Source organism: Arthrobacter sp. UYEF36 (assembly GCF_040547025.1).
Taxonomy (GTDB): Bacteria; Actinomycetota; Actinomycetes; order Actinomycetales; family Micrococcaceae; genus Arthrobacter.
Window position 1 is genome coordinate 39,651 of the sequence record NZ_JBEPOX010000012.1, and the last position, 17,832, is coordinate 57,482.

At 63.4% G+C, this 17,832-nt stretch carries 16 protein-coding genes; 5 read left to right on the forward strand and 11 right to left on the reverse strand.

The features are described from left to right. Positions 1-918, reverse strand: coding sequence for a transporter substrate-binding domain-containing protein (locus tag ABIB29_RS16595; protein WP_354173910.1), 918 nt, complete (start codon positions 916-918; stop codon positions 1-3). Positions 919-955: 37 nt separating this feature from the next. Next, a complete protein-coding gene (locus ABIB29_RS16600; RefSeq protein WP_354173911.1) occupies positions 956-2,218 on the reverse strand; it encodes an FAD-dependent oxidoreductase in 1,263 nt (420 codons plus the stop codon). 215 nt (positions 2,219-2,433) lie between these two features. On the opposite strand from ABIB29_RS16600, the gene ABIB29_RS16605 reads away from it, so the two are divergent. Next, positions 2,434-3,057 carry a helix-turn-helix domain-containing protein gene (locus ABIB29_RS16605; RefSeq protein WP_354173912.1) on the forward strand — a complete coding sequence of 208 codons (624 nt, stop codon included), beginning with the start codon at positions 2,434-2,436 and terminating at the stop codon, positions 3,055-3,057. 618 nt (positions 3,058-3,675) lie between these two features. On the opposite strand, the gene ABIB29_RS16610 is transcribed toward ABIB29_RS16605, so the two are convergent. The 4 genes from ABIB29_RS16610 to ABIB29_RS16625 form a co-directional block, all read right to left on the reverse strand. After that, a complete protein-coding gene (locus ABIB29_RS16610; protein ID WP_354173913.1) occupies positions 3,676-4,050 on the reverse strand; it encodes a hypothetical protein in 375 nt (124 codons plus the stop codon). A gap of 401 nt (positions 4,051-4,451) precedes the next feature. Further along, positions 4,452-5,123, reverse strand: coding sequence for an HAD-IA family hydrolase (locus tag ABIB29_RS16615; protein WP_354173914.1), 672 nt, complete (start codon positions 5,121-5,123; stop codon positions 4,452-4,454). Between the two features lie 39 nt (positions 5,124-5,162). Then, positions 5,163-6,563: a xylulokinase gene (xylB, locus tag ABIB29_RS16620; protein ID WP_354173915.1), complete on the reverse strand. Its 1,401-nt coding sequence runs from the start codon at positions 6,561-6,563 to the stop codon at positions 5,163-5,165. Between the two features lie 2 nt (positions 6,564-6,565). Then, positions 6,566-7,510: a sugar-binding transcriptional regulator gene (locus ABIB29_RS16625; RefSeq protein ID WP_354173916.1), complete on the reverse strand. Its 945-nt coding sequence runs from the start codon at positions 7,508-7,510 to the stop codon at positions 6,566-6,568. A gap of 205 nt (positions 7,511-7,715) precedes the next feature. On the opposite strand from ABIB29_RS16625, the gene ABIB29_RS16630 reads away from it, so the two are divergent. The 4 genes from ABIB29_RS16630 to ABIB29_RS16645 all read left to right on the forward strand — a co-directional run bounded on the left by ABIB29_RS16630 (position 7,716) and on the right by ABIB29_RS16645 (position 12,428). Next, a complete protein-coding gene (locus ABIB29_RS16630) occupies positions 7,716-8,726 on the forward strand; it encodes an NAD(P)-dependent alcohol dehydrogenase (RefSeq protein ID WP_354174000.1) in 1,011 nt (336 codons plus the stop codon). A 3-nt stretch (positions 8,727-8,729) separates the two neighbouring features. After that, entirely contained in the window at positions 8,730-10,292 is a 1,563-nt protein-coding gene (locus ABIB29_RS16635; protein WP_354173917.1) for a sugar ABC transporter ATP-binding protein, read from the forward strand. Further along, positions 10,279-11,307: an ABC transporter permease gene (locus tag ABIB29_RS16640; protein ID WP_354173918.1), complete on the forward strand. Its 1,029-nt coding sequence runs from the start codon at positions 10,279-10,281 to the stop codon at positions 11,305-11,307. Before ABIB29_RS16635 ends, ABIB29_RS16640 begins: the two co-directional genes overlap by 14 nt. Before the next feature lie 71 nt (positions 11,308-11,378). Further along, on the forward strand, positions 11,379-12,428 hold the full coding sequence (locus tag ABIB29_RS16645) for a substrate-binding domain-containing protein (RefSeq protein WP_502915641.1): 1,050 nt from the start codon (positions 11,379-11,381) through the stop codon (positions 12,426-12,428). A 405-nt stretch (positions 12,429-12,833) separates the two neighbouring features. Here ABIB29_RS16645 and ABIB29_RS16650 read toward each other — a convergent pair whose 3' ends face one another. The 5 genes from ABIB29_RS16650 to ABIB29_RS16670 form a co-directional block, all read right to left on the reverse strand. Continuing rightward, on the reverse strand, positions 12,834-13,193 hold the full coding sequence (locus ABIB29_RS16650) for a site-specific integrase (protein WP_354173920.1): 360 nt from the start codon (positions 13,191-13,193) through the stop codon (positions 12,834-12,836). A 408-nt stretch (positions 13,194-13,601) separates the two neighbouring features. Beyond that, positions 13,602-13,952: a hypothetical protein gene (locus ABIB29_RS16655; protein WP_354173921.1), complete on the reverse strand. Its 351-nt coding sequence runs from the start codon at positions 13,950-13,952 to the stop codon at positions 13,602-13,604. Beyond that, the gene (locus ABIB29_RS16660) at positions 13,952-14,155 is read right to left on the reverse strand and encodes a hypothetical protein (RefSeq protein ID WP_354173922.1); all 204 of its coding nucleotides are present in this window, start codon (positions 14,153-14,155) and stop codon (positions 13,952-13,954) included. The genes ABIB29_RS16655 and ABIB29_RS16660 overlap by 1 nt, the downstream gene beginning before the upstream one ends. An 803-nt stretch (positions 14,156-14,958) precedes the next feature. Further along, complete coding sequence (locus ABIB29_RS16665) at positions 14,959-16,374, reverse strand: ferredoxin reductase (protein ID WP_354173923.1); 1,416 nt, start codon at positions 16,372-16,374, stop codon at positions 14,959-14,961. Then, positions 16,371-17,675: an aromatic ring-hydroxylating oxygenase subunit alpha gene (locus tag ABIB29_RS16670; protein WP_354173924.1), complete on the reverse strand. Its 1,305-nt coding sequence runs from the start codon at positions 17,673-17,675 to the stop codon at positions 16,371-16,373. The genes ABIB29_RS16665 and ABIB29_RS16670 overlap by 4 nt, the downstream gene beginning before the upstream one ends. Between the last annotated feature and the right edge of the window lie 157 nt (positions 17,676-17,832).

Sequence of the window (17,832 nt, forward strand, 5' to 3'; positions counted from 1 at the left end):
TCACTTCGCTCGTTCGGTTGTGTTGACGGTGATCGCCTTGACTCCGTAGTCACCCAGACCATACTGGTCCAGGATTGCCTGGTAGCGACCGGATTTGAGGAGATTCTTTAGGGCTGTCTCCACGGCGTCGCGCAGCTTGGTGTTGTCCTTGGCGATGACCATGCCGATGTTGGCGCGTTCGATCAGGTCGCTCGCCACTATCTGCATCTTGGTCCCGGACTGGGACTTTTGGACCTGGTAGGCCGCCGCGGTATTGTCCAGGACGTGTACATCCGTCTGTCCGGAGCGGAGGGCGAGAAGGCCGGCTGCATCGTCGGGGAACGGCTTGAGGTCCATGGGCCCGGATGCCGGTTTCTTTGTTGCACATTGCGTGGACAGTTCGGGCAGAGCCTTCGCGGCGGCTACACCGCTTTGGAAGCCGACGCGTTTCCCGCACATGTCCCACTGGTCTGTGAAACCACCGGCATTTGATTCCAGCGCCACGGCGGAGGCGCCCGTGGTGTAGTAGTCAACAAAATCGCCGTTGCCGCGGCGTTCCGGGTAGTCCCCAACCTGGGCGGCGACTACGTCGAACCTGTTGGCCTTTAGCGCGGGTAGAAGTCCGTCCCACTTCATGTTCTGGAACTTCACGTCCAGACCTAAAGACTGGCCGATCTCCTCCGACAGGCTAATGTCTAGGCCGGTCAGGGTCGTTCCGTCTTCCTTGAACATACGAGTGGGCGGGGACGGCGCGTAGGTGCCCACGTTCAGGACGCCGGCGTCCTTGATGGCCTGGGGAAGCAGTGCGGCAGCTTCCGCGTCTGTAGCTTTCGTCGTGGCGGCGGGGGCGCCGCCGCAGGCGGCCAGGGCCAACGCAACCGCGAGAGTTGTGCAGGTGGCGGCGACGCGCCGGCCAACCGTGAAGGGGAGCTTCTTCATGTCAGGGTTTCACTTTCTGTTGTGTCGAATCGACGGGTTAGAAGATGATGTGGCGATCAACGGCAAATGCTTTCATGCGTGGGTCCGCACCTTGGCTGAGGAGTAGTTCGGCCGTTTTCATGCCTGTTGCCGGACCCAGCGTGAGTCCCAGCATGTTGTGGCCCGTGGCCACCGCGGTTCGTTGCCGACCGGGCAGCTGACCGATGTATGGCAGGCCGTCGGGTGTCATGGGGCGGGCAGCGGACCACTCGTCTTTGAGGGAATCCCAGTCCATGCCTGAGACGTAAGGCTTGGAGGCTTCGGCGATCGCTTGCACGCGATCTGAAGTTTTTCCGTTGTCTGATCCGGTGAACTCCATCGTTCCGGCAAACCTGACCCAGCCGTCCTCCAATGGGGTGACTCCCACGTGGGCATTCTCCAGGGCCAGCACGTGCCCGGGAGTGTGTTCGGCACGAACCGAGAAGCTATAGCCGACGCCGGGTTTGAGAATGGCCCGCGACCCGGCAGCCTTCATCAGCGGCGCGCTCCAGGGGCCGGCCGCCAGCAGAACAGAAGAGAACGACGAGGTCTGATCGTTGTGGCGGACTTCTACGGCATTGTCCGATTCCTCGACGGCGGTCACCTCGCTGTTCGTGACGAATTCGACGCCGATCCGCTTCAGATGCGATATGAGTTCATCGATGAATACCGAGGGATCGCCCCAGCGCAGATCAGGCTGCACGTAGCCGAACTTCGCAGCGGCACCGAGGGCGGGCTCGTAGTCCCAGAGTTCCTCGCCATACATCAGCCGTCCTGGCTGTGAGTTGAACCCGTTCCCTGCGCGCTCCAAAGCCCCGGCGTGGTCTGCCTCCGCTGCTGTCTGATCGGCGAAAATGCGGAGGTTTCCTGTCTCTTCAATCCGGGTTCCGATCCCGTTTAGCTTCATGCTGTCCAAAAGCGGCATGGTCAGCTCGTTGAGTACGGCCAGCTTTTCCATACCCTTCATGAAGCGGGTCGGCGTGGCTGAAAGCGCGAATCGGGAGAGGAATCCGGCCAGTCCCGGCATGGCAAGTGGCGCCACGTAGAAAGCGCCGTCGCGCCCGATCAGATGGCGTAGGCCGTTACGGACCATGCCCGGTGATGGCAGGGGTTTGGCAAACACGAACTGGCCGCCGTTCCCGCGAGAGGCTCCCGCCCCCACCGTTCGCTCGCGCTCGATAACGGTCACTGAGTGACCCGCCTCGGCGAGGAAATACGCCGTGCAGAGGCCAATTACGCCGGAGCCCACGATCCCGAACTCGGCCCGCTGTTTCATTTTCATAGTAAGTCTGCCGTCCATGTCCGCACTTGAGGATTCCTGTGTCCTACGCCACAATGAATGTATTGATCATTACTCTAAACGAAGCGTTCAGAGTACTGCAATGGTCTGTTCAGATATTTTTCCCAGCTCTCCCTCACGGGGAACGTGCCGGTATGCGCGGGGGAAGAATTGTTCGAGTAGGTTTAAGCGCGACAACACAGGTTAGGAGGGGAAGTATGTCCGACACCGCCACTGAGGCTGCCCAGGCAGAACGCGAGCAACTGGGCGCCCGTATCCTTCAAGCGCGGACCAGCCGTGGCCTGAGCGCCCGGGCCTTGGCAGGTTTGAGCGGCATCAGCGCAGGCACGATCAGCATGGTCGAGCGAGGGCTCGCCACTCCTAGAATCGACACTTTGGTGACGTTGCTGCGGGCAATGAATCTGACCACTAGCCAGCTGTTCAGCGACGCCGCGGCACTTCACCAGCCGCTTCGCTTGGCTGACCGGCCGCAACTGGATTCGCCGGACGGACACAAGGAATTCGTGCTCACCCGACGTCCGCTATCAAACTTCGAGGTCTACATCGGCCGGCTGGATCCTGGCCGGTCCAATTTCCCGGAGCCGCGCAGTCACGGCCGATCCCAGGAGTTTGTTCTAGTCCAGGCTGGCACAGCAACGGTGACGATTGGCGATGAACAGCACGTGCTTTACGCCGGCGATTCCATCGAGTACCTCTCCAGCTCACTTCACAGAGTGACCAATTCAGGCGAGGAACCGCTTGAAGTTCTCTGGGTTATCTCCCCGCCAGCACTGCATCCGAAGGAGAACACGGAATCGGTCGATGGTAGCGGGCACGTCTGAGCGGGCAGGATGCCCACGGGCGCGTTGCAGGAGGCATCGCGTAAATACGACCGGGGAATAATCGCTGGATGTCTTAGAGCGACTTCCATCCGACACCAATGCGTCTCGGATCCCGAAGTCGATTTTCGGTGAGGGATGGGCTTACGGGCACAGAGGGTGACGTCCAGCGCTGCGACCACTCAGTGCTGCGATTCACAGGCTGTCGCCTCCACCAGGGGCATCCGTATCCGCGCTTTCCGAACTCCGGAAGAACCGAGATCAGCTCGAAATGCCCACACCGGTGCCACTCGAAAACTTGCACGAAGCCGACCGCCTCGGGTCCGTGTCGGGGGCCAGCAAACCGAGGTCTGAGGTGGCTCCAGGTTCCTCGGCCTTCGCCGCTGCTCAGATGCATAGCCGCCCGGACCGATAACGCCAGGTTGGTAGCTCCAGATACGCGGTGCCGTTGCGTTGACCGAGGCCGTCGAGATATTTGAGCATGCGCCCCTCCAAGATGCCGAGTCCTTCGGACTCTTCCGCGGCGAGCCGCGTCAGCGTCAGGGCCGCCAGGTCGGGTTGCCGTAAATGAGTCCCATGCGCCAACGCTATGTACCCCGCCGGCGCGGCCAAGAGCCAGTTCTAGCGCCAGTGGAAGGTTTCCAGCGCGCGAAGCAGGGGAGCGCGGCCGCCTTTCAGGTGGTCAACGGGGCGTCCTCCGGCAAGGGCTCTCGAGGGCGTGACCATCCATGCGGTGAAGTAGTTGTGCGGGATCTGCAGCTCCATTGCACGCTGATAGGGTCCAACGACGGTTGGGTGGAGCTGCCCGCCGGGGAGGAACTGGAATCCTGGACAAAAGGTTCCCTCCTCGATGAAGACGCGGACGACCTGCCGCATGACCGGTTCTGGGTCTTCCATCAGTTCGGAGAGCCGCCGGCGTACCAGTTCCAGGGAGGGCAGCGTGAATTCGATCCGGGTCCTTTCCCACGTGTCATCGCTGATGGGTTGGCGGTTCAATTTTCGTTTGCCTCTTCGGCGTCGCTGGTGGTTTCCAGGTGCCAGTGTGTGGAGAGCGGTTCCCGGCGGAGCGTGACGCTTCGAAGGGCCGACTGGGTACCGGGACGGATTATCTTCCCTTGGGGGTCGAATCGGCTGGTCAGCTGCCGATGACGTCGTGAGCGACGTGGGGCACGTGCGGATGTGACGTAGAAATGTTCCGCTCCCTGGCTTCTGGTGAAACCATTGCGGCCCCGAGGGCTCGACCATTCGCACAGCACAGTATGGAGTCATGAAGGTTCATGAGTGTGCGGACTCGGTGTACAAACGTCGACTGAGATCAGGCGCAGACCAAATCGGGGTGCGACGAATACTTGACCGAGTTCCTGGGATTGGAGGGCTCGGGCCTCGTCGCGACCTGGTTAGCCGATTGACACCGTGATTCCGGCCTTCGTGATTGTTATGCCAACTTGGGTTAAGGACTCGACAACGGTGTCTGCTGCCAGTTGGCTTGCCGGAAATGTTCCCGCCACGGCTAGAGTGGTGCAGCCGGCCCTATGCGCGGCTTCGAGGCCTGCGGGGGCGTCCTCCACCACCAGGCACCTGATCGGGTCGACGCCCAGCCGCGCGGCTGCCTGGCGGTAGCCCTCGGGGTCCGGCTTACCCGCCGATATATCGTCCACGGTCACTAGGACCTCCGGGGCGTTAAGACCCGCTGCCGCCATCCTGACCGCGGCCAGTTCCCGTGTGCAGGAGGTGACGATCGCCCATGATCCGGCGGAAAGTCGGCTGAGGAAATCCCGCGCACCCGCCTTGATGACTATGCCGTCGGTTTCGCCGATTTCGATGGCGGCGGCGCGGGCCAGGGCGGCCTCAATGCGTTCCGCGGGGACATGGTCCCGGACGATCGACAGTGCCGGCTTGCCGTGCTCTGTGTGGTTGTAGCTTTCGCCCAGACCTTCCTCCTGTGCCCAGCGGAGCCATGCGCGCTCCGTGGGGCCGGTGGAGTCGATGAGCGTGCCGTCCAGGTCGAAGAGGATGGCATCGAAGGATTGGCCGCTTATCGGGCGGGCGCGGTCAGTACTGGCAGTCATGAAGTCATTTCCTAAGGTGATTCGTGCAAACCGGCGTGGCTAGACGCCGTAGAGGTCCTGGCGGGCGGCGGAGAAGCGGGACCGAACGGTCTCGGCCCAGTCCCGCGACGCGGAGGGCTCGTAGGTGCGTTCGACCCGCCGTGCCCAGGTAGGCGGTTCAGTGGCTCCGCTGAGTGCCCAGGCTGCCTGCCGGGCGGCGCCGAGCGCCACATATTCGGCGGCCAAGGGCACCACGATTTCGGTCTGGAAGATGTCGGCTGCTGCTGCACGCAGGGATTGGGACATGGAACCGCCGCCGATGAGCAGGACCCGCTCGGCAGCCACGCCGCGGGAGCGCAGGGAATCGAGCGCATCGGCCAGGACGCACAGCAGGCCCAGGACGGCGGAGCGTGCCATGTTTTCGCGCGTCAGGCCGGCCCGGGTCATGCCCACCAAGCTGCCGGTGGCGTGGGGGAGGTTGGGGGTCCGTTCTCCGTCGAAATAGGGCACCAGGGTTAGTCCGCCGGCGTCGGTGGGGCCGCTTGATGCCAGCCCATCGAAGGCGGCCAGATCGACGCCCAGCAGCTCCGCCGTCGTGGAAAGGATCCGGGCGCCGTTGATGGTGGCCAGCAGCGGCAGGTTCCGTCCGGTGGCGTCGGCAAAACCGGCGATGGCGCCGGAGGGGTCCGCAATGGTCGCCTCCGTGGAGGCAAACACTGCCCCGCTGGTCCCGATCGAGACGGCCACCTCACCGGGCACTAGACCCAGCCCGAGTGCCGCGCCAGCGTTGTCGCCGCAGCCTGCCGCAACCAACGCCCCGGACGCCGTCGTGCCCGCCGAGGACGCCGGACCGATCACCTCCGGCAGACCGGGGACGCGTCCAAAGGCATGCTCGAGCAGCTCCGGCCGGTAGCGGTTCTCCGGGACGGAGAAGTAGCCGGTTCCGGAGGCATCGCTGCGGTCCGTCACGGGCTCGTTTGCCTGTCCGGTCAGGCGCCAGCTCAGCCAATCGTGCGGCAGCAGGACGCGCTGCACCCGGCGGGCCAGCTCCGGGTGGTTTTCCGTCAACCAGGCCAGCTTGGTGATGGTGAAGGAGGATACGGGCACCACGCCGATGTCCTTGGCCCAGAAGTCGGCGCCGAAATGGTTGCGCAGCGCTTCGGCTTGCGGGGCGCTGCGGACGTCGTTCCACAAGAGTGCGTCATGGACCGGCTGGTTGGCCGCATCCAGAGCGACCATGCCGTGCTGCTGGGCGCTGACCGAGAGTGCGTCCACGTCAGTCAGGCCATCGCCGCCCGCCTGCTGGAACGCGTCCCACCAGCGGTCCGGATGGATGGCGGTGCCGTCCGGATGCGGCGCGGAGGCCTTGTCCAGGACCTCGCCGGTTTCCGCGTCTACGCGGACAATCTTGCAGCTTTGCGTTGACGAGTCGATGCCGGCAACCACTGTTTTTGCTGTCATAGTTACTCTCCGATGAGTCGTTTGGCCAAGGCCGAGTCGGTGATCAGGGAATTTACGAGGCCGGACGCCAGGGCCGCGCGGATGGCGCTTGTCTTGTGCTCACCGCCTGCGACGGCGATGACGTCGGGAATGCGGCGCAGCGCCGCCGTGTCGATGGCGATGCAGCTGTCCTCAATGTCCTCGACCACGCTCCCCTGCGCGTCGATCAGGGTGGCGCACACCTCCGCCCTGACACCCTTCTCCAGCAGTGAGCTGCGCTGGGCGGGAGAGATGGCCGCGTTGTCATACATCTGCGAATCCGGCGGGGACCAGCTACCCACGGCCACAAGGGCGATGGTGACACGGGCAAATTGGGCAAAGGTGGCCTGCATGTCCGGCTGCTGGCGGATCGCGTGGGCCGTCCGGGGGTCCGAGACAACCAAAGGCGCGTAGATGGACCAGGGCCGGCCGCTGGCCACGGAACTGACCCGGCGGATGACCTCCACTCCCGTCTCCTGGATGGGCCCCGCCACCCCGGCCAGCTGCACTACGTCGCAGTGCGGCAAGGTGGTGAGCGCTCCCGCCATCGCGCTGAGGGTGCGGCCGGCCGTCAAACCGATGACGTCGTCGTCAGTGGCGATTTCGCGCAGCAGCTCCGCGGCCACGGCGCCGAGGTGTTCCTGCACCGTTTCGGGGGCCTCGGTGGGCGTCCGCACTGCCAGGGCGTGCTTGAGCCCAAACCGGTCCTTGAGTTTCAGCGACAGTCCCAGGTCCAGCGGCCCCGGCGTGGAGATTTCGAATTTTACGATGCCACCGGCAATGGCGTCGTCCAGCATCCGGCCAACCTTGAACCGGCTCAGCCCCAGATCCTGGGCAATCTGGATGCGGGTGCGGCCCACGATGTAATGCTGGTGCGCCACAAAGGCGAGGCGTACCAGCTCGTCCGGACCGATGTTCAGCTCTGTCACAACAGCCCCTTAGTTGAGTTCCCAGCCCATACTACGCCAAATACGAGCAACTTGCTCACATGAGCATACTACTTGCACATGTGTTGTGTGATGAGTAATACTTCTGGTGACCACACAGCAACGGCTTTTTCCACACAGAAGTGGGACCGTGCAGGTCAGGTAGTTGAGAGGACCCACCGTCGTGACGATCGATTCCCCGGCAAATATGCGCGCCAGCGTCCTGCTGGCCAAAGACAAAATTTCCATTGAGCAGCGCCCCGTCCCGGCGCTGGCGGCGGACGAAGTCCTAGTCAAGGTCTCCTCCGTTGGGGTGTGCGGCTCGGATGTGCACTACTACAAGGAAGGCCGCATAGGTGACTTCGTCGTCGAACAGCCGCTGGTCCTGGGCCATGAAGCCGCGGGCACCATCGTGGCCGTGGGGGCCGGCATCGCCACCGACCGCATTGGTGAGCGCGTGTCGATTGAACCGCAGCACCCCAGCGCCACTTCTGCTGAGACGATGTCCGGCCGATACAACCTGGACCCGCACATGGAGTTCTACGCCACACCTCCCGTGGACGGCGCCTTCGCGGAGTACGTGAAGATCCAGTCGCACTTCGCCTTCGCTGTGCCGGAGGAAGTTAGCGACGACGCCGCCGCCCTGATGGAACCGCTCTCCGTCGGCATCGCCGCGGCCCGGAAGGCCGGCATCACCGCCGGCTCCCGCGTGCTGGTTGCCGGCGCCGGTCCTATCGGCGTGATTGCCGTCCAGGTGGCCAAGGCCTTTGGCGCCACTGAGATATTCGTGTCCGATCTTGACGAGGCGCGCCGGCAGCAGGCCCTGGAATTCGGCGCTACCGGCGTAATCGATCCGCGGGAGACTGACATTGCCGAGCTGAACCTGCGTGTGGATGCCTTCATTGACGCCTCCGGCGCCACCCCGGCGGTGCTGTCCGGTCTGCGCTCCGTACGCCCGGGCGGTGTGGTCGTTCTGGTCGGCATGGGCGCGGACGATATCGCCCTACCGATCCCCGTCATCCAGAACAACGAGCTGGTCATCACCGGCGTGTTCCGCTACGCGAACACTTGGCCTACCGCCATTGAGCTGGTGCGGACCGGACGCGTGGACCTGGACCGCATGGTGACGGGCCGCTACGGGCTGGATCAGGTGGAAGAGGCCCTGAACGCCTCCACGCTCTCCACGAGCCTTAAGACCATCGTGGTCCCGGGGCTCTGAACCATGCCTGACACACGACCCCTCAGTGCGGCCGCCGTTCAGACCTTGGACTGCCGCGGCATCACCAAGGCTTTTGGCGGTGTCCCCGTGCTCAAGGGCATCAGCCTTGCGCTCGAGGCCGGCACGGTCACGGCGCTAGCGGGTGAGAACGGCGCGGGCAAATCGACGTTGATGAAGATTGCCTCTGGCCTGTACAAACCCGACGAGGGTACCGTCACCATCCGCGGCGAACACCTTGCCGCCGGAAACACGCAGCTGGCCCACCACCTGGGTGTGGCGATCGTGCCGCAGGAGCTGGCGTCCATCCCCGAGATGACGGTATGGGAAAACCTCTTCGTGGGCCGGGAGCTGCGCTCCTCACTGGGGCTGCTGAGCCGGCGGGCCATGATCGCCGAGGCCAGGCGCCAATTGCAGGACTTCGGCTTGGACCTCGATCCGGGCGTGCGCATGGGAACGCTGCCTGTGGGTGTCCGGCAGATCATCGAAATCATCAAGGCCACCAGCCGCGGCGCCAAGATCCTGCTGCTGGACGAGCCCACCAGCGCCATCGCCGAACAGGAAGTCGCCCATTTGGCCACTGTGGTGCGGTCCCTGCGCGACCAAGGCGTGGCCTTGCTGTTCACCACCCACAAGATGGAAGAAATCCGGGCCATGGCTGACCGTGTGGTGGTACTGCGCGACGGCAATCTGGTCGAAGACAAGTCGCTGCGCGAGATCACGGACGACCAGATCGTGGAAGCCATGATCGGGCGCGAGCTGGAGGACCTCTTCCCGGCACTGCCGGAGGCCGGTGCCGAGGTGGTGCTGGAGGTCAAGGATCTGGTGGTCGATGGAAGGCCGCCGCTGAGCCTGACCGTCCGGCGCGGCGAGATCCTTGGCCTGGCGGGACTGGTCGGAGCCGGCCGGACCGAGTTGATGGAAGCCATCTTTGGCATGCGCGCAACGGCCGCCGGCGAGATTCTGGTCAACGGCCGCAAGATCCGCCGCAGCAACCCCGCGGCGGCCATCGACGCGCATTTGGCGTTGGTCCCCGAAGACCGCAAGGGTGCCGGTGCGGTGCTGTCCATGAGCGTCCTGGACAATGCGACGTTGCCGCGACTGGGCGCTTTCTCCACCGCGGGTTGGATCAACAACAAATCCCGCTCCACATCCGTGGGGACCGTCATGTCCTCGCTGCGGCTGCGCAGCCGCAGCCTGGACCAGTCCATGGAGACGCTCTCCGGCGGCAACCAGCAGAAGGTCGTTCTCGGCCGCTGGCTGACCGGACCCGTGGACGTCCTGCTCCTCGACGAGCCCACCCGCGGCGTCGACATCGGCGCGCGCAGCGAGATCTACCGCATCATTGTGGACCTGGCGGCCAAGGGAATGGCCGTCATCATGGCCTCCAGCGACATGCCGGAAATCCTTTCACTCTCCCACCGGGCGTTTGTTCTACGCGAGGGCGGCATCGCCGCCAGCCTCAGCCGTGAGGACCTGCAGGCCCCCAATATCCAAGACCGTATTTTCCGCCACGCTTCCGGTCAGGAAGCCAATTCCACGAAAGAACCCCGTCATGGTGCTCAGTAATCAAACGTCCGGCAAGTCCGGTTCCGCCACAGCCCCGGAGCTTGGCAGCGGCGCCCCCGCCGTCTTCAGCGGACCGTGGTTCCAGTCCCTCGCGATCCGCCACGCCATGGTTCTGGTGATGGTCTTGGTCATCGCCTTCTTCCTGTACCGCAGCGCCCGCTTCGGCACCCCGGAAAACCTGGTGACCATCCTCATCGCCGCGGCACCCTTTGCCCTGATTGCGCTTGGCCAGACCCTAGTCATCCTCACCGGCGGCATCGACCTGTCCGTGGGCAGCGTCATCGCCGTCAGCGCGATGGCCTCCGCGTTAACAGCCAAGACGTTCCCGGACCAGCTCTGGTTGGCCCTTGTGGTCGCTGTTCTGGCCGGCTTTGTTGCCGGTGCCATCAACGGTTTGGTGGTGAGCCGGATGAATGTGCCGCCCTTTATCGCTACCCTTGGCATGCTTACCCTGGGGTCGGGTGCCGCGTATGTGATCGGCAATGGAGCCCCCATCAACGGGTTGCCCACGGGGTTTGGCACCTTCGCCAATACCGAGGTCCTGGGCCTGAAGGCGCCTGTCATCTTGATGATCGTGTGCATCATCGGCTTCGGAATCATGATGAAGCGCACCACCTACGGCATGCGTGTCTACGCGGTCGGCGGCAACCGCTTAGCCGCGGAGATCGCCGGCGTGAACTCGACCCGGGTGCTGTTCAGCGTCTACACCATCAGCGGAGTCCTGGCCGGCCTCTCCGGCCTGATGCTCTCCTCGCGCGTGATCTCCGGTGCCCCGAACCTCGGCCAGGGCTACGAACTGGACGCCATCGCTGCCGTTGTCATCGGCGGGGCTAGCCTCATGGGCGGCCGCGGTACCGTCTGGGGCACCGCCCTGGGCCTGCTACTCATCCAGACCCTCAACAATGGCCTGGACCTGCTTATCGTCCCCGCCTACTGGCAGGACGTCATCAAGGGCGTCCTGATCGTGGCCGCCGTGGCCGTGGACGTTTGGGCCACCAAACGCCGGGCCCAATAGACCACCGTTTTCCCTCATTTCAACCTGCTCATTCCCAAGGAGAATCAATGATGACTCGAATCCGTACCCGCATGCTTGCCGGTGTCGCCATGGCTGGCATCGCCGGCATCGCCCTCACCGGCTGCGGCGCGGGCGATCCGTCCGCTCAGGCCAACGCCACCACAGGCACGGACAACATCACCGTGGGCGTCAGTGTCTATGACATGTCGTCCTTTGTCAGTCAGGGCAAGGAAGGCATCGATGCCTACGCCGCCGCCAACAACATCACAGTGTTGTGGAACTCCGCCAACCTGGACGTGAACACCCAGGCAAACCAGGTGGACCAGTTTATCAACCAGAAGGTGGATGCCATCCTGGTCAACCCGGTACAGGCCGGCTCACTCGAACCCCAAGTGGCCGCCGCTAATGCCGCCGGAATCCCCTTCATCGATGTGAACGCATCCCTGAAGAATGACTCTCTGAAAGGCAGCGTCCAGCCCGACGACGTCGCTGCCGGCGCCCAGGAAGCGCAGATGATGGCCGACAAGCTCGGCGGCAAAGGCAACGTAGTCATCCTGCAAGGCCCTCTGGGCGGTTCCGGCGAAATCGACCGCGGCAAGGGCATCGACCAAGTGCTGGCGAAGTACCCCGAAATAACAGTCCTGGCCAAAGACACTGCCAACTGGAAGCGTGACGAGGCCGTCAACAAGATGAAGAACTGGATTTCCGCGTTCGGCGACAGGATCGACGGAGTGATCTCCCAGAACGATGACATGGGCCTGGGCGCCCTGCAGGCCCTGAAAGAGGCCGGAAAGGCTGGTGTTCCGATCGTCGGCATCGACGGCATCGAGGACGGCCTCAAGGCCGTCAAGAGCGGCGAATTCATCGGCACTTCGCTGCAGCATGGCACGGTAGAAATGGCTGCCGGACTGGCCGTTGCCTTCAAGCTGGCCAAGGGCGAGAAGATCGATGCCAAGCCGATCTACATGATGCCCGCCGTCACCAAGGACAACGTGGATGACGCACTTAAAAACGTCGTGACCGGCCGCAGCGAGTTCCTCAAGACGCTGCCTACCCTGGTTGACGAGAACCTGAAAACCGGCAATATCGCCTATGAAGGACTGCCCGGCCAGGAGAAGTAACAGACCCTATCTGACGACGGCAGTGCCTCCATCAGCGCCTAAGCGCGCCGGAGGCACTGCCGTCGCGGTTAAACCTTCTTTCGAGTTGGAGCTTCTTCGATTTCCTTGACCCGCACGGCCCGGGACCTCACCACTTGGCCCGGCAGAAGTCTGTTACCGGAATAGCCGTAGGCGATTCTGGTCTCGTAGAAGCCCGCGGCCGTCTTTTCACTGATCAGATCACTGTGCGCGGCCCACATATAGAACTGGTTTATTGTCTTCCCGCTCCGGTGGCGCGGTTCACGATATTCCGCGTTGTCGTCTGGGGCGGGCAACGCGGTGAATGCGAGTTCCCGGCTGGCGCCCAGCGGAAGAAGCGAGGGCAAGGGTTCCCGGACCACCAGCGTCGCACGGGTCAGGTCGCGGTCAAAGCTCCCTAGTGATGAAACAGAACCGCAGAAAGACCCGCAGTGCATAACCGAACTTCTTCACCGACGCCGGCGCTCGCCCCACTCCCTCATCCAGCAACGCACGGATGACGTCGGCGCCGCTCAATTCGGCAAAGCCCTCGGGCGGACAATACGTCTCCAGGAATCGACGGACCCGCACCACATACGCTGACGTGGTGGGCGCCCCGATACGACGCTCCGTGGGAAGGTAGCGCTCGAACCGGACCAGCACCGCCGGATCCTCCGGCCGTCTCGGTTGACACGCAGCCTCGGCGGTGATCACCCCTGACTCGGCCAGCCAGCCCAGCAGCGGGCGCAGCGCCTTGCGGGTGAACAACGCAGAACGAGTCGCTTTGCGTTCCGCGAGGCATGCATCTACCTGCAACACCGTCAGATCGACAGGGGTGCGTGCCTTCCGCCTCGAGCCAGCGACTCAGATGTGCCAGCAGATGGAACTGATTCACAATCCCTGCCGACCTGAATCCCAGCCGCAATAGTTCGGTCAAATCTCTCGGCATGTTTTGCAGCGGACCGTGGATCTGGACTCGGTCCGCTCGCGTTGTCGCTGTCATTGTGTGCTCCTCGTCTGCTCAATCGTTTAGAAGACAAGCCGATCACCGCAGCGTGATTATGCCGACCTTTTAGTCCCGGCCCCCGCCTGGAACCTGGGATCGCAGACCAACATCGGCATAATCACAACGTCGGCTAATCACGAAAAAACTTGCCCGGCGCCGGTCGCGACCAGCTACGGGATGGCCCTGGCCGGGTGGCGTGCCTGTCGGCGGCGTTCCTTGACCTGCCGGTTCTCCTCCAGGACGCGGGAGAACGTGGAGATTGAGCATAAATAGATGCCTTCATCGAGGAGTCGGGCATAGATCTGCGCCGGTGGCAGGTCGATGAAATCCTTTGAGTTCACGGTCGCCAGGATGTGAGCGCGCTCTGCCGCTGAGAGCTTATTTGCCGGTGCCGGGGCAGGCGGCGGGTCTGCCGCCGGGGTTCGGACTTTGCGGGTCGCTGTGGCCCTGGGGACCCCGGCAATCACGGCTGCTTCCCTGGTTGGGGTGTCCGCGTGGGTGAGGGCGGTGTGGGCAGCCATCAGGGTTTCTTGTACCAGGGCTGCTGCTCCGCGCTTTCGGAGATATCCTCCAAAAGCAGTCGTGCTTTTCCCATGATCGACAACTTAGCTTCAGTCCGTGCCAGCTTGCGTTCGCTCACCTCCAGCTGCCGGCCTATACGCCCGATTTCCGCCTGTTCAGCAGTGGGCTTGTTGATCTTTTCCCCAGGCTTCTTGCCCTCCACAATGCCGGCGTCGCGGAGCTTGCGCCACTCGGTGATTTGGGATGAATACAAGCCGTCGCGGCGCAGGTATGCCCCGCCGCCGGTGCCGTCGTCGCAGGCCCGTCGATACGCATCCTAGTACGCCAATTTTTGTGCCGGTGTGAACGACCTTCGAGGGGACGGCCCACCGGCGCGGGGGCCAGAAATGCTCATGGATCCATCTTCACGCACCGGGGAAATCGTGGAGATAGACATTGGTGACGTTCCTGATTCTCGCCCACAGAAGATTAAGCGAGGTTGCTATGAGCCGCTGGCCTCATCCAATCCTGACGCGTAGGGCGGACGGTGTTGGACAGTGCTTTGCGTTCGGTGTCCCGGCCGGCGGCCACGAGGTCGTCGGCCGTGTGGGTGTGGTCCACCTGACGCCGGCAATTGAGGAACGGAGGCCTCGAGGGTTCATACAGTAAATGTAACAACCAAGGCTTGCGAGATATGGCGCGGTGGACGAGCGCTCGGGCACCAGTGACACCGTGAAGCCGGCCGATGACTTTCCAAAACGCTTGTACTCACCTTTGCTTACCGTCTCCCACGGCAAACACCCGCGGCCGCATAAAATGACCGATTTACGCTGCTCATCGTCAGTTCAATCCTTCAAGGATGTCCGCACCCACCCGTTCCCGGCCCTGTTTGGATGAGCCGGCTAAGCCGTTTCCCCACGTACCTGTTCTTGTCTTCAACCCGACCGTAAATGTGCATTTCAAAGCGTCACCCGTTGCCGTGAAAACAATCCCTGATGCTGTCCGGCCTAGAGCAGCTGGAAGCGGCTAGGCATCGATCACCAGATCGGTCCGCGCGGTGGAGCAGCAGGGCAGGAACTTGCCTGCATCGATTTCCCGTGCCCGGATCCCGCCCTGGTGGTTCATCTCGACCTCCCCGGACAGCTTGACGACCTTGCAGGAGCCGCACATGCCCTCCTTGCAGTTCGCGCCGATCCTGACGCCTGCACGCTGGGCCACCCCGAGGATGTGTTCGGCGGGGTCGATGCGCACGTTGATGCCGGTGCGCATGAAGGACAGGGTGAGGCGTCCCGTTCCGACCGTGTCGAAGCTCGAGGCGTCGGGGGACCCGGCCTCCCGCCCCATGTCCGGACTGCCGTCGGGGGCTTCGGAACAGGGCGCGTCCGGGTCGACGGTTTCCAGCGGCAGCCCCGTGGCCATCAGGGTTCCCTCGGCGTCGTAGCCGGGTTCGTAGAGCCCGAACGCGGTGGGCTGGCTTTCGTAGTAGTCCTCGGCGGAATCGGCGATTTCCTCGGCGATTTCCTCCGCAATGTCCACTGCAAGCGCGAGCTCCGTCTGGTATTCAAGGATCGTCTGGCGGTCTCCCGAGAAGAATTCCATGTGGATGGAGGTGTCGTCGACGCCGACCTTCTCGAGGAGTTCGGTGGCGGTGTTCAGGTAACCCTCGGGGCCGCAGGCATAGACCTGGCGGCCGTTAGCATCGGGGGCCACCTCGTCGAGCATGGCCGCCGTCAGCCTTCCGGTGAGCCCTTCCCACCCCTCGGGTTTGCTGCGGTCGCCCAAGGAGTAGAAGACCTTGACGCGCGAGTCCACGGAGGCGATGTAGGCCAACTCCTGGTGGAAGGCAAAGCCTCCGGCCGCCGCTCCGTGGTACAGCACCACGACGTCGGCCTGTCCGGGCAGGGAGTGGATGGTCCGCAACATCGACATGATGGGGGTGATGCCTGCGCCGGCGGCCAGCAAGAGGTACCGCGCCCGCCGGTCGGCGTCGGGCAGGTGGAATGCCCCGACCGGTCCGAGCATCTCGAGGACGGTGCCGGGTTTGACGTTCTCATGCACCCACGGCGAGACCAGTCCCGTGGGGTCGCATTTGACTGTGATGTCGAAGGTCCACGGCTTGGTGGGGGAACTGGACAGCGAGTAGCTGCGGTCCACCGCGTCCTGGTCCTCGCCGTTCACCGGAAAGGCGACGTTCACGTACTGGCCCGGACGGAACGCCAGGGGCGCACCGTCGGAGCGGCGGAACACGAAGGTCATCATGCCGCCCACCTCGGGAACGGTCTCGACACATTCGGCCATGAACTCCTGCGGATGCCAGGGACCCAACGCGCGGGCGGCACCGGCGGGCCCCTCGGTGCTGCCCATCACCCTGTTCCACGGCATCTCAAGACCGCGAATGCGCTGTGGTTCCTGAATTGCCGTGACGGTGCGGAGTTCAATCATGCCAAGTGCTCCTGCACGCGCTGCACATACCAGTTGATGAACGCCTCGACCTGGTATTCGCTCTTCATGTACGGCCCGGGCTCGTAGGCGGGGCTGCTGGCGCCCTTCTGGCACAGCTCCACGAACGCCTTGTCCTGCAGATTGGTCTGCTTCCAAGTGTGGGTGAGTTTCTCCAGGTCGTAGTCGACGCCTTCCTCGGCGTCGTCAGCCACCAGCCAGGTGGTGCGCACGAGTGTCTGGTGTTCGTTCACGGGGAAGACGGCGAACGTGATGACATGGTCCCCGAGGAAATGGAACCAGCTGTTGGGCTGCAGGTGCATCGAGCAGCGGCCGAGGCGGAAGTCCCGCAAGTCGCCGAGCAGCTTCTTAGAGAGCCTGCGCCCATCGGGCGAGAACGATTCGCCGTCACCGTCCAGCGAGTCTCGTGAGATGCGGATTCCCGCTACGCGGGTGTCGAGCTCCTCGACGACCTCATAGGGAAGGCCATAGCGGCGGCAACGGTCCTCAAGCGAGGACTGTGCCTCCTTGTTGCGGTCCCACACCTCCTCGAGATGGGGCGGGATCAGGCCCTCCGTCAGGCCCCAGGTGGGAAAGAGGGAACAGGCGAGTTCCGGGTGGCCGTCGCAGTGGTAGCACTCACGGTTGTTCTCCATGACGAGCTTCCAGTTGCCCTCCTCGATGATGTTCTGCTGGTAGGCGATTTTCGTCTTCGACAGATCGTGGGGCGCGAGGTAAGGCTCGAAGATCTTTCCGGTTTCGTCGAAATCCGTCGGCGGTTCGTCCGCAATGCAGACGAAGATGAGTCCGGCGAACACGCGGCTGTGGGCGCGCTTGAGGCCGAAGCAGCCCTTGTCGAACTTCGTTTCCCCCGGTGCCGAGGCATGGATCAAATCGCCGTTGGGGGAGTAAGTCCAGGAGTGATAGCCGCATACCAGGTTCCCCGTTGTCCCCGCGGGTTCGGTCAGGACGCGGGCGCCGCGGTGGCGGCACACGTTGTGCAGGACGTTCACGCCGCCGTCGTCGTTGCGCAGCACGATCAGGGAGTAGGGCCCGTAGTCGACGGTGACGTAGTCGCCCGGCTCCGGGAGCTCGGCGATGCTGGCGGCAAAGATCCAGTGCTGGCCAAAAATGGCCTGCATGTCGATGTTAAAAATCGTCGGGTCGGTGTAGAAGGGGGCATCGAGGGAATATCCCACGCGCCGGAAATCGAACAACTCAGTGATCTCCGCCAGATGCTCGGCAGGCACCGATGAAGCGAGTTTTCCGCGTGAATTGAGGGGCACGTTCACTGGAGCAGACATGTGTTTCCTCCCGGGAGGGCTGGGTAAGTGTGCGATTCGTGGGGACCACGGGTTGGTGGGTGCAACCGGCGTTGTCGAGAACCTTCTAATCATGAGATTAGGGACGATCGATCTGCAACAAAAGCGCAACATTTAGGAGATAACAGTGCACAATGGG

Bases quoted from the DNA above. Each gene is read 5' to 3' on its own strand.
- ABIB29_RS16615 (WP_354173914.1), bottom strand. From the start codon at position 5,123: ATGACTGCCAGTACTGACCGCGCCCGCCCGATAAGCGGCCAATCCTTC.
- xylB (WP_354173915.1), bottom strand. From the start codon at position 6,563: ATGACAGCAAAAACAGTGGTTGCCGGCATCGACTCGTCAACGCAAAGC.
- ABIB29_RS16670 (WP_354173924.1), bottom strand. From the start codon at position 17,675: ATGTCTGCTCCAGTGAACGTGCCCCTCAATTCACGCGGAAAACTCGCT.
- ABIB29_RS16605 (WP_354173912.1), top strand. From the start codon at position 2,434: ATGTCCGACACCGCCACTGAGGCTGCCCAGGCAGAACGCGAGCAACTG.
- ABIB29_RS16595 (WP_354173910.1), bottom strand. From the start codon at position 918: ATGAAGAAGCTCCCCTTCACGGTTGGCCGGCGCGTCGCCGCCACCTGC.
- ABIB29_RS16640 (WP_354173918.1), top strand. From the start codon at position 10,279: ATGGTGCTCAGTAATCAAACGTCCGGCAAGTCCGGTTCCGCCACAGCC.
- ABIB29_RS16665 (WP_354173923.1), bottom strand. From the start codon at position 16,374: ATGATTGAACTCCGCACCGTCACGGCAATTCAGGAACCACAGCGCATT.
- ABIB29_RS16645 (WP_502915641.1), top strand. From the start codon at position 11,379: ATGCTTGCCGGTGTCGCCATGGCTGGCATCGCCGGCATCGCCCTCACC.
- ABIB29_RS16630 (WP_354174000.1), top strand. From the start codon at position 7,716: ATGCGCGCCAGCGTCCTGCTGGCCAAAGACAAAATTTCCATTGAGCAG.
- ABIB29_RS16600 (WP_354173911.1), bottom strand. From the start codon at position 2,218: ATGAAAATGAAACAGCGGGCCGAGTTCGGGATCGTGGGCTCCGGCGTA.
- ABIB29_RS16655 (WP_354173921.1), bottom strand. From the start codon at position 13,952: ATGGCTGCCCACACCGCCCTCACCCACGCGGACACCCCAACCAGGGAA.
- ABIB29_RS16635 (WP_354173917.1), top strand. From the start codon at position 8,730: ATGCCTGACACACGACCCCTCAGTGCGGCCGCCGTTCAGACCTTGGAC.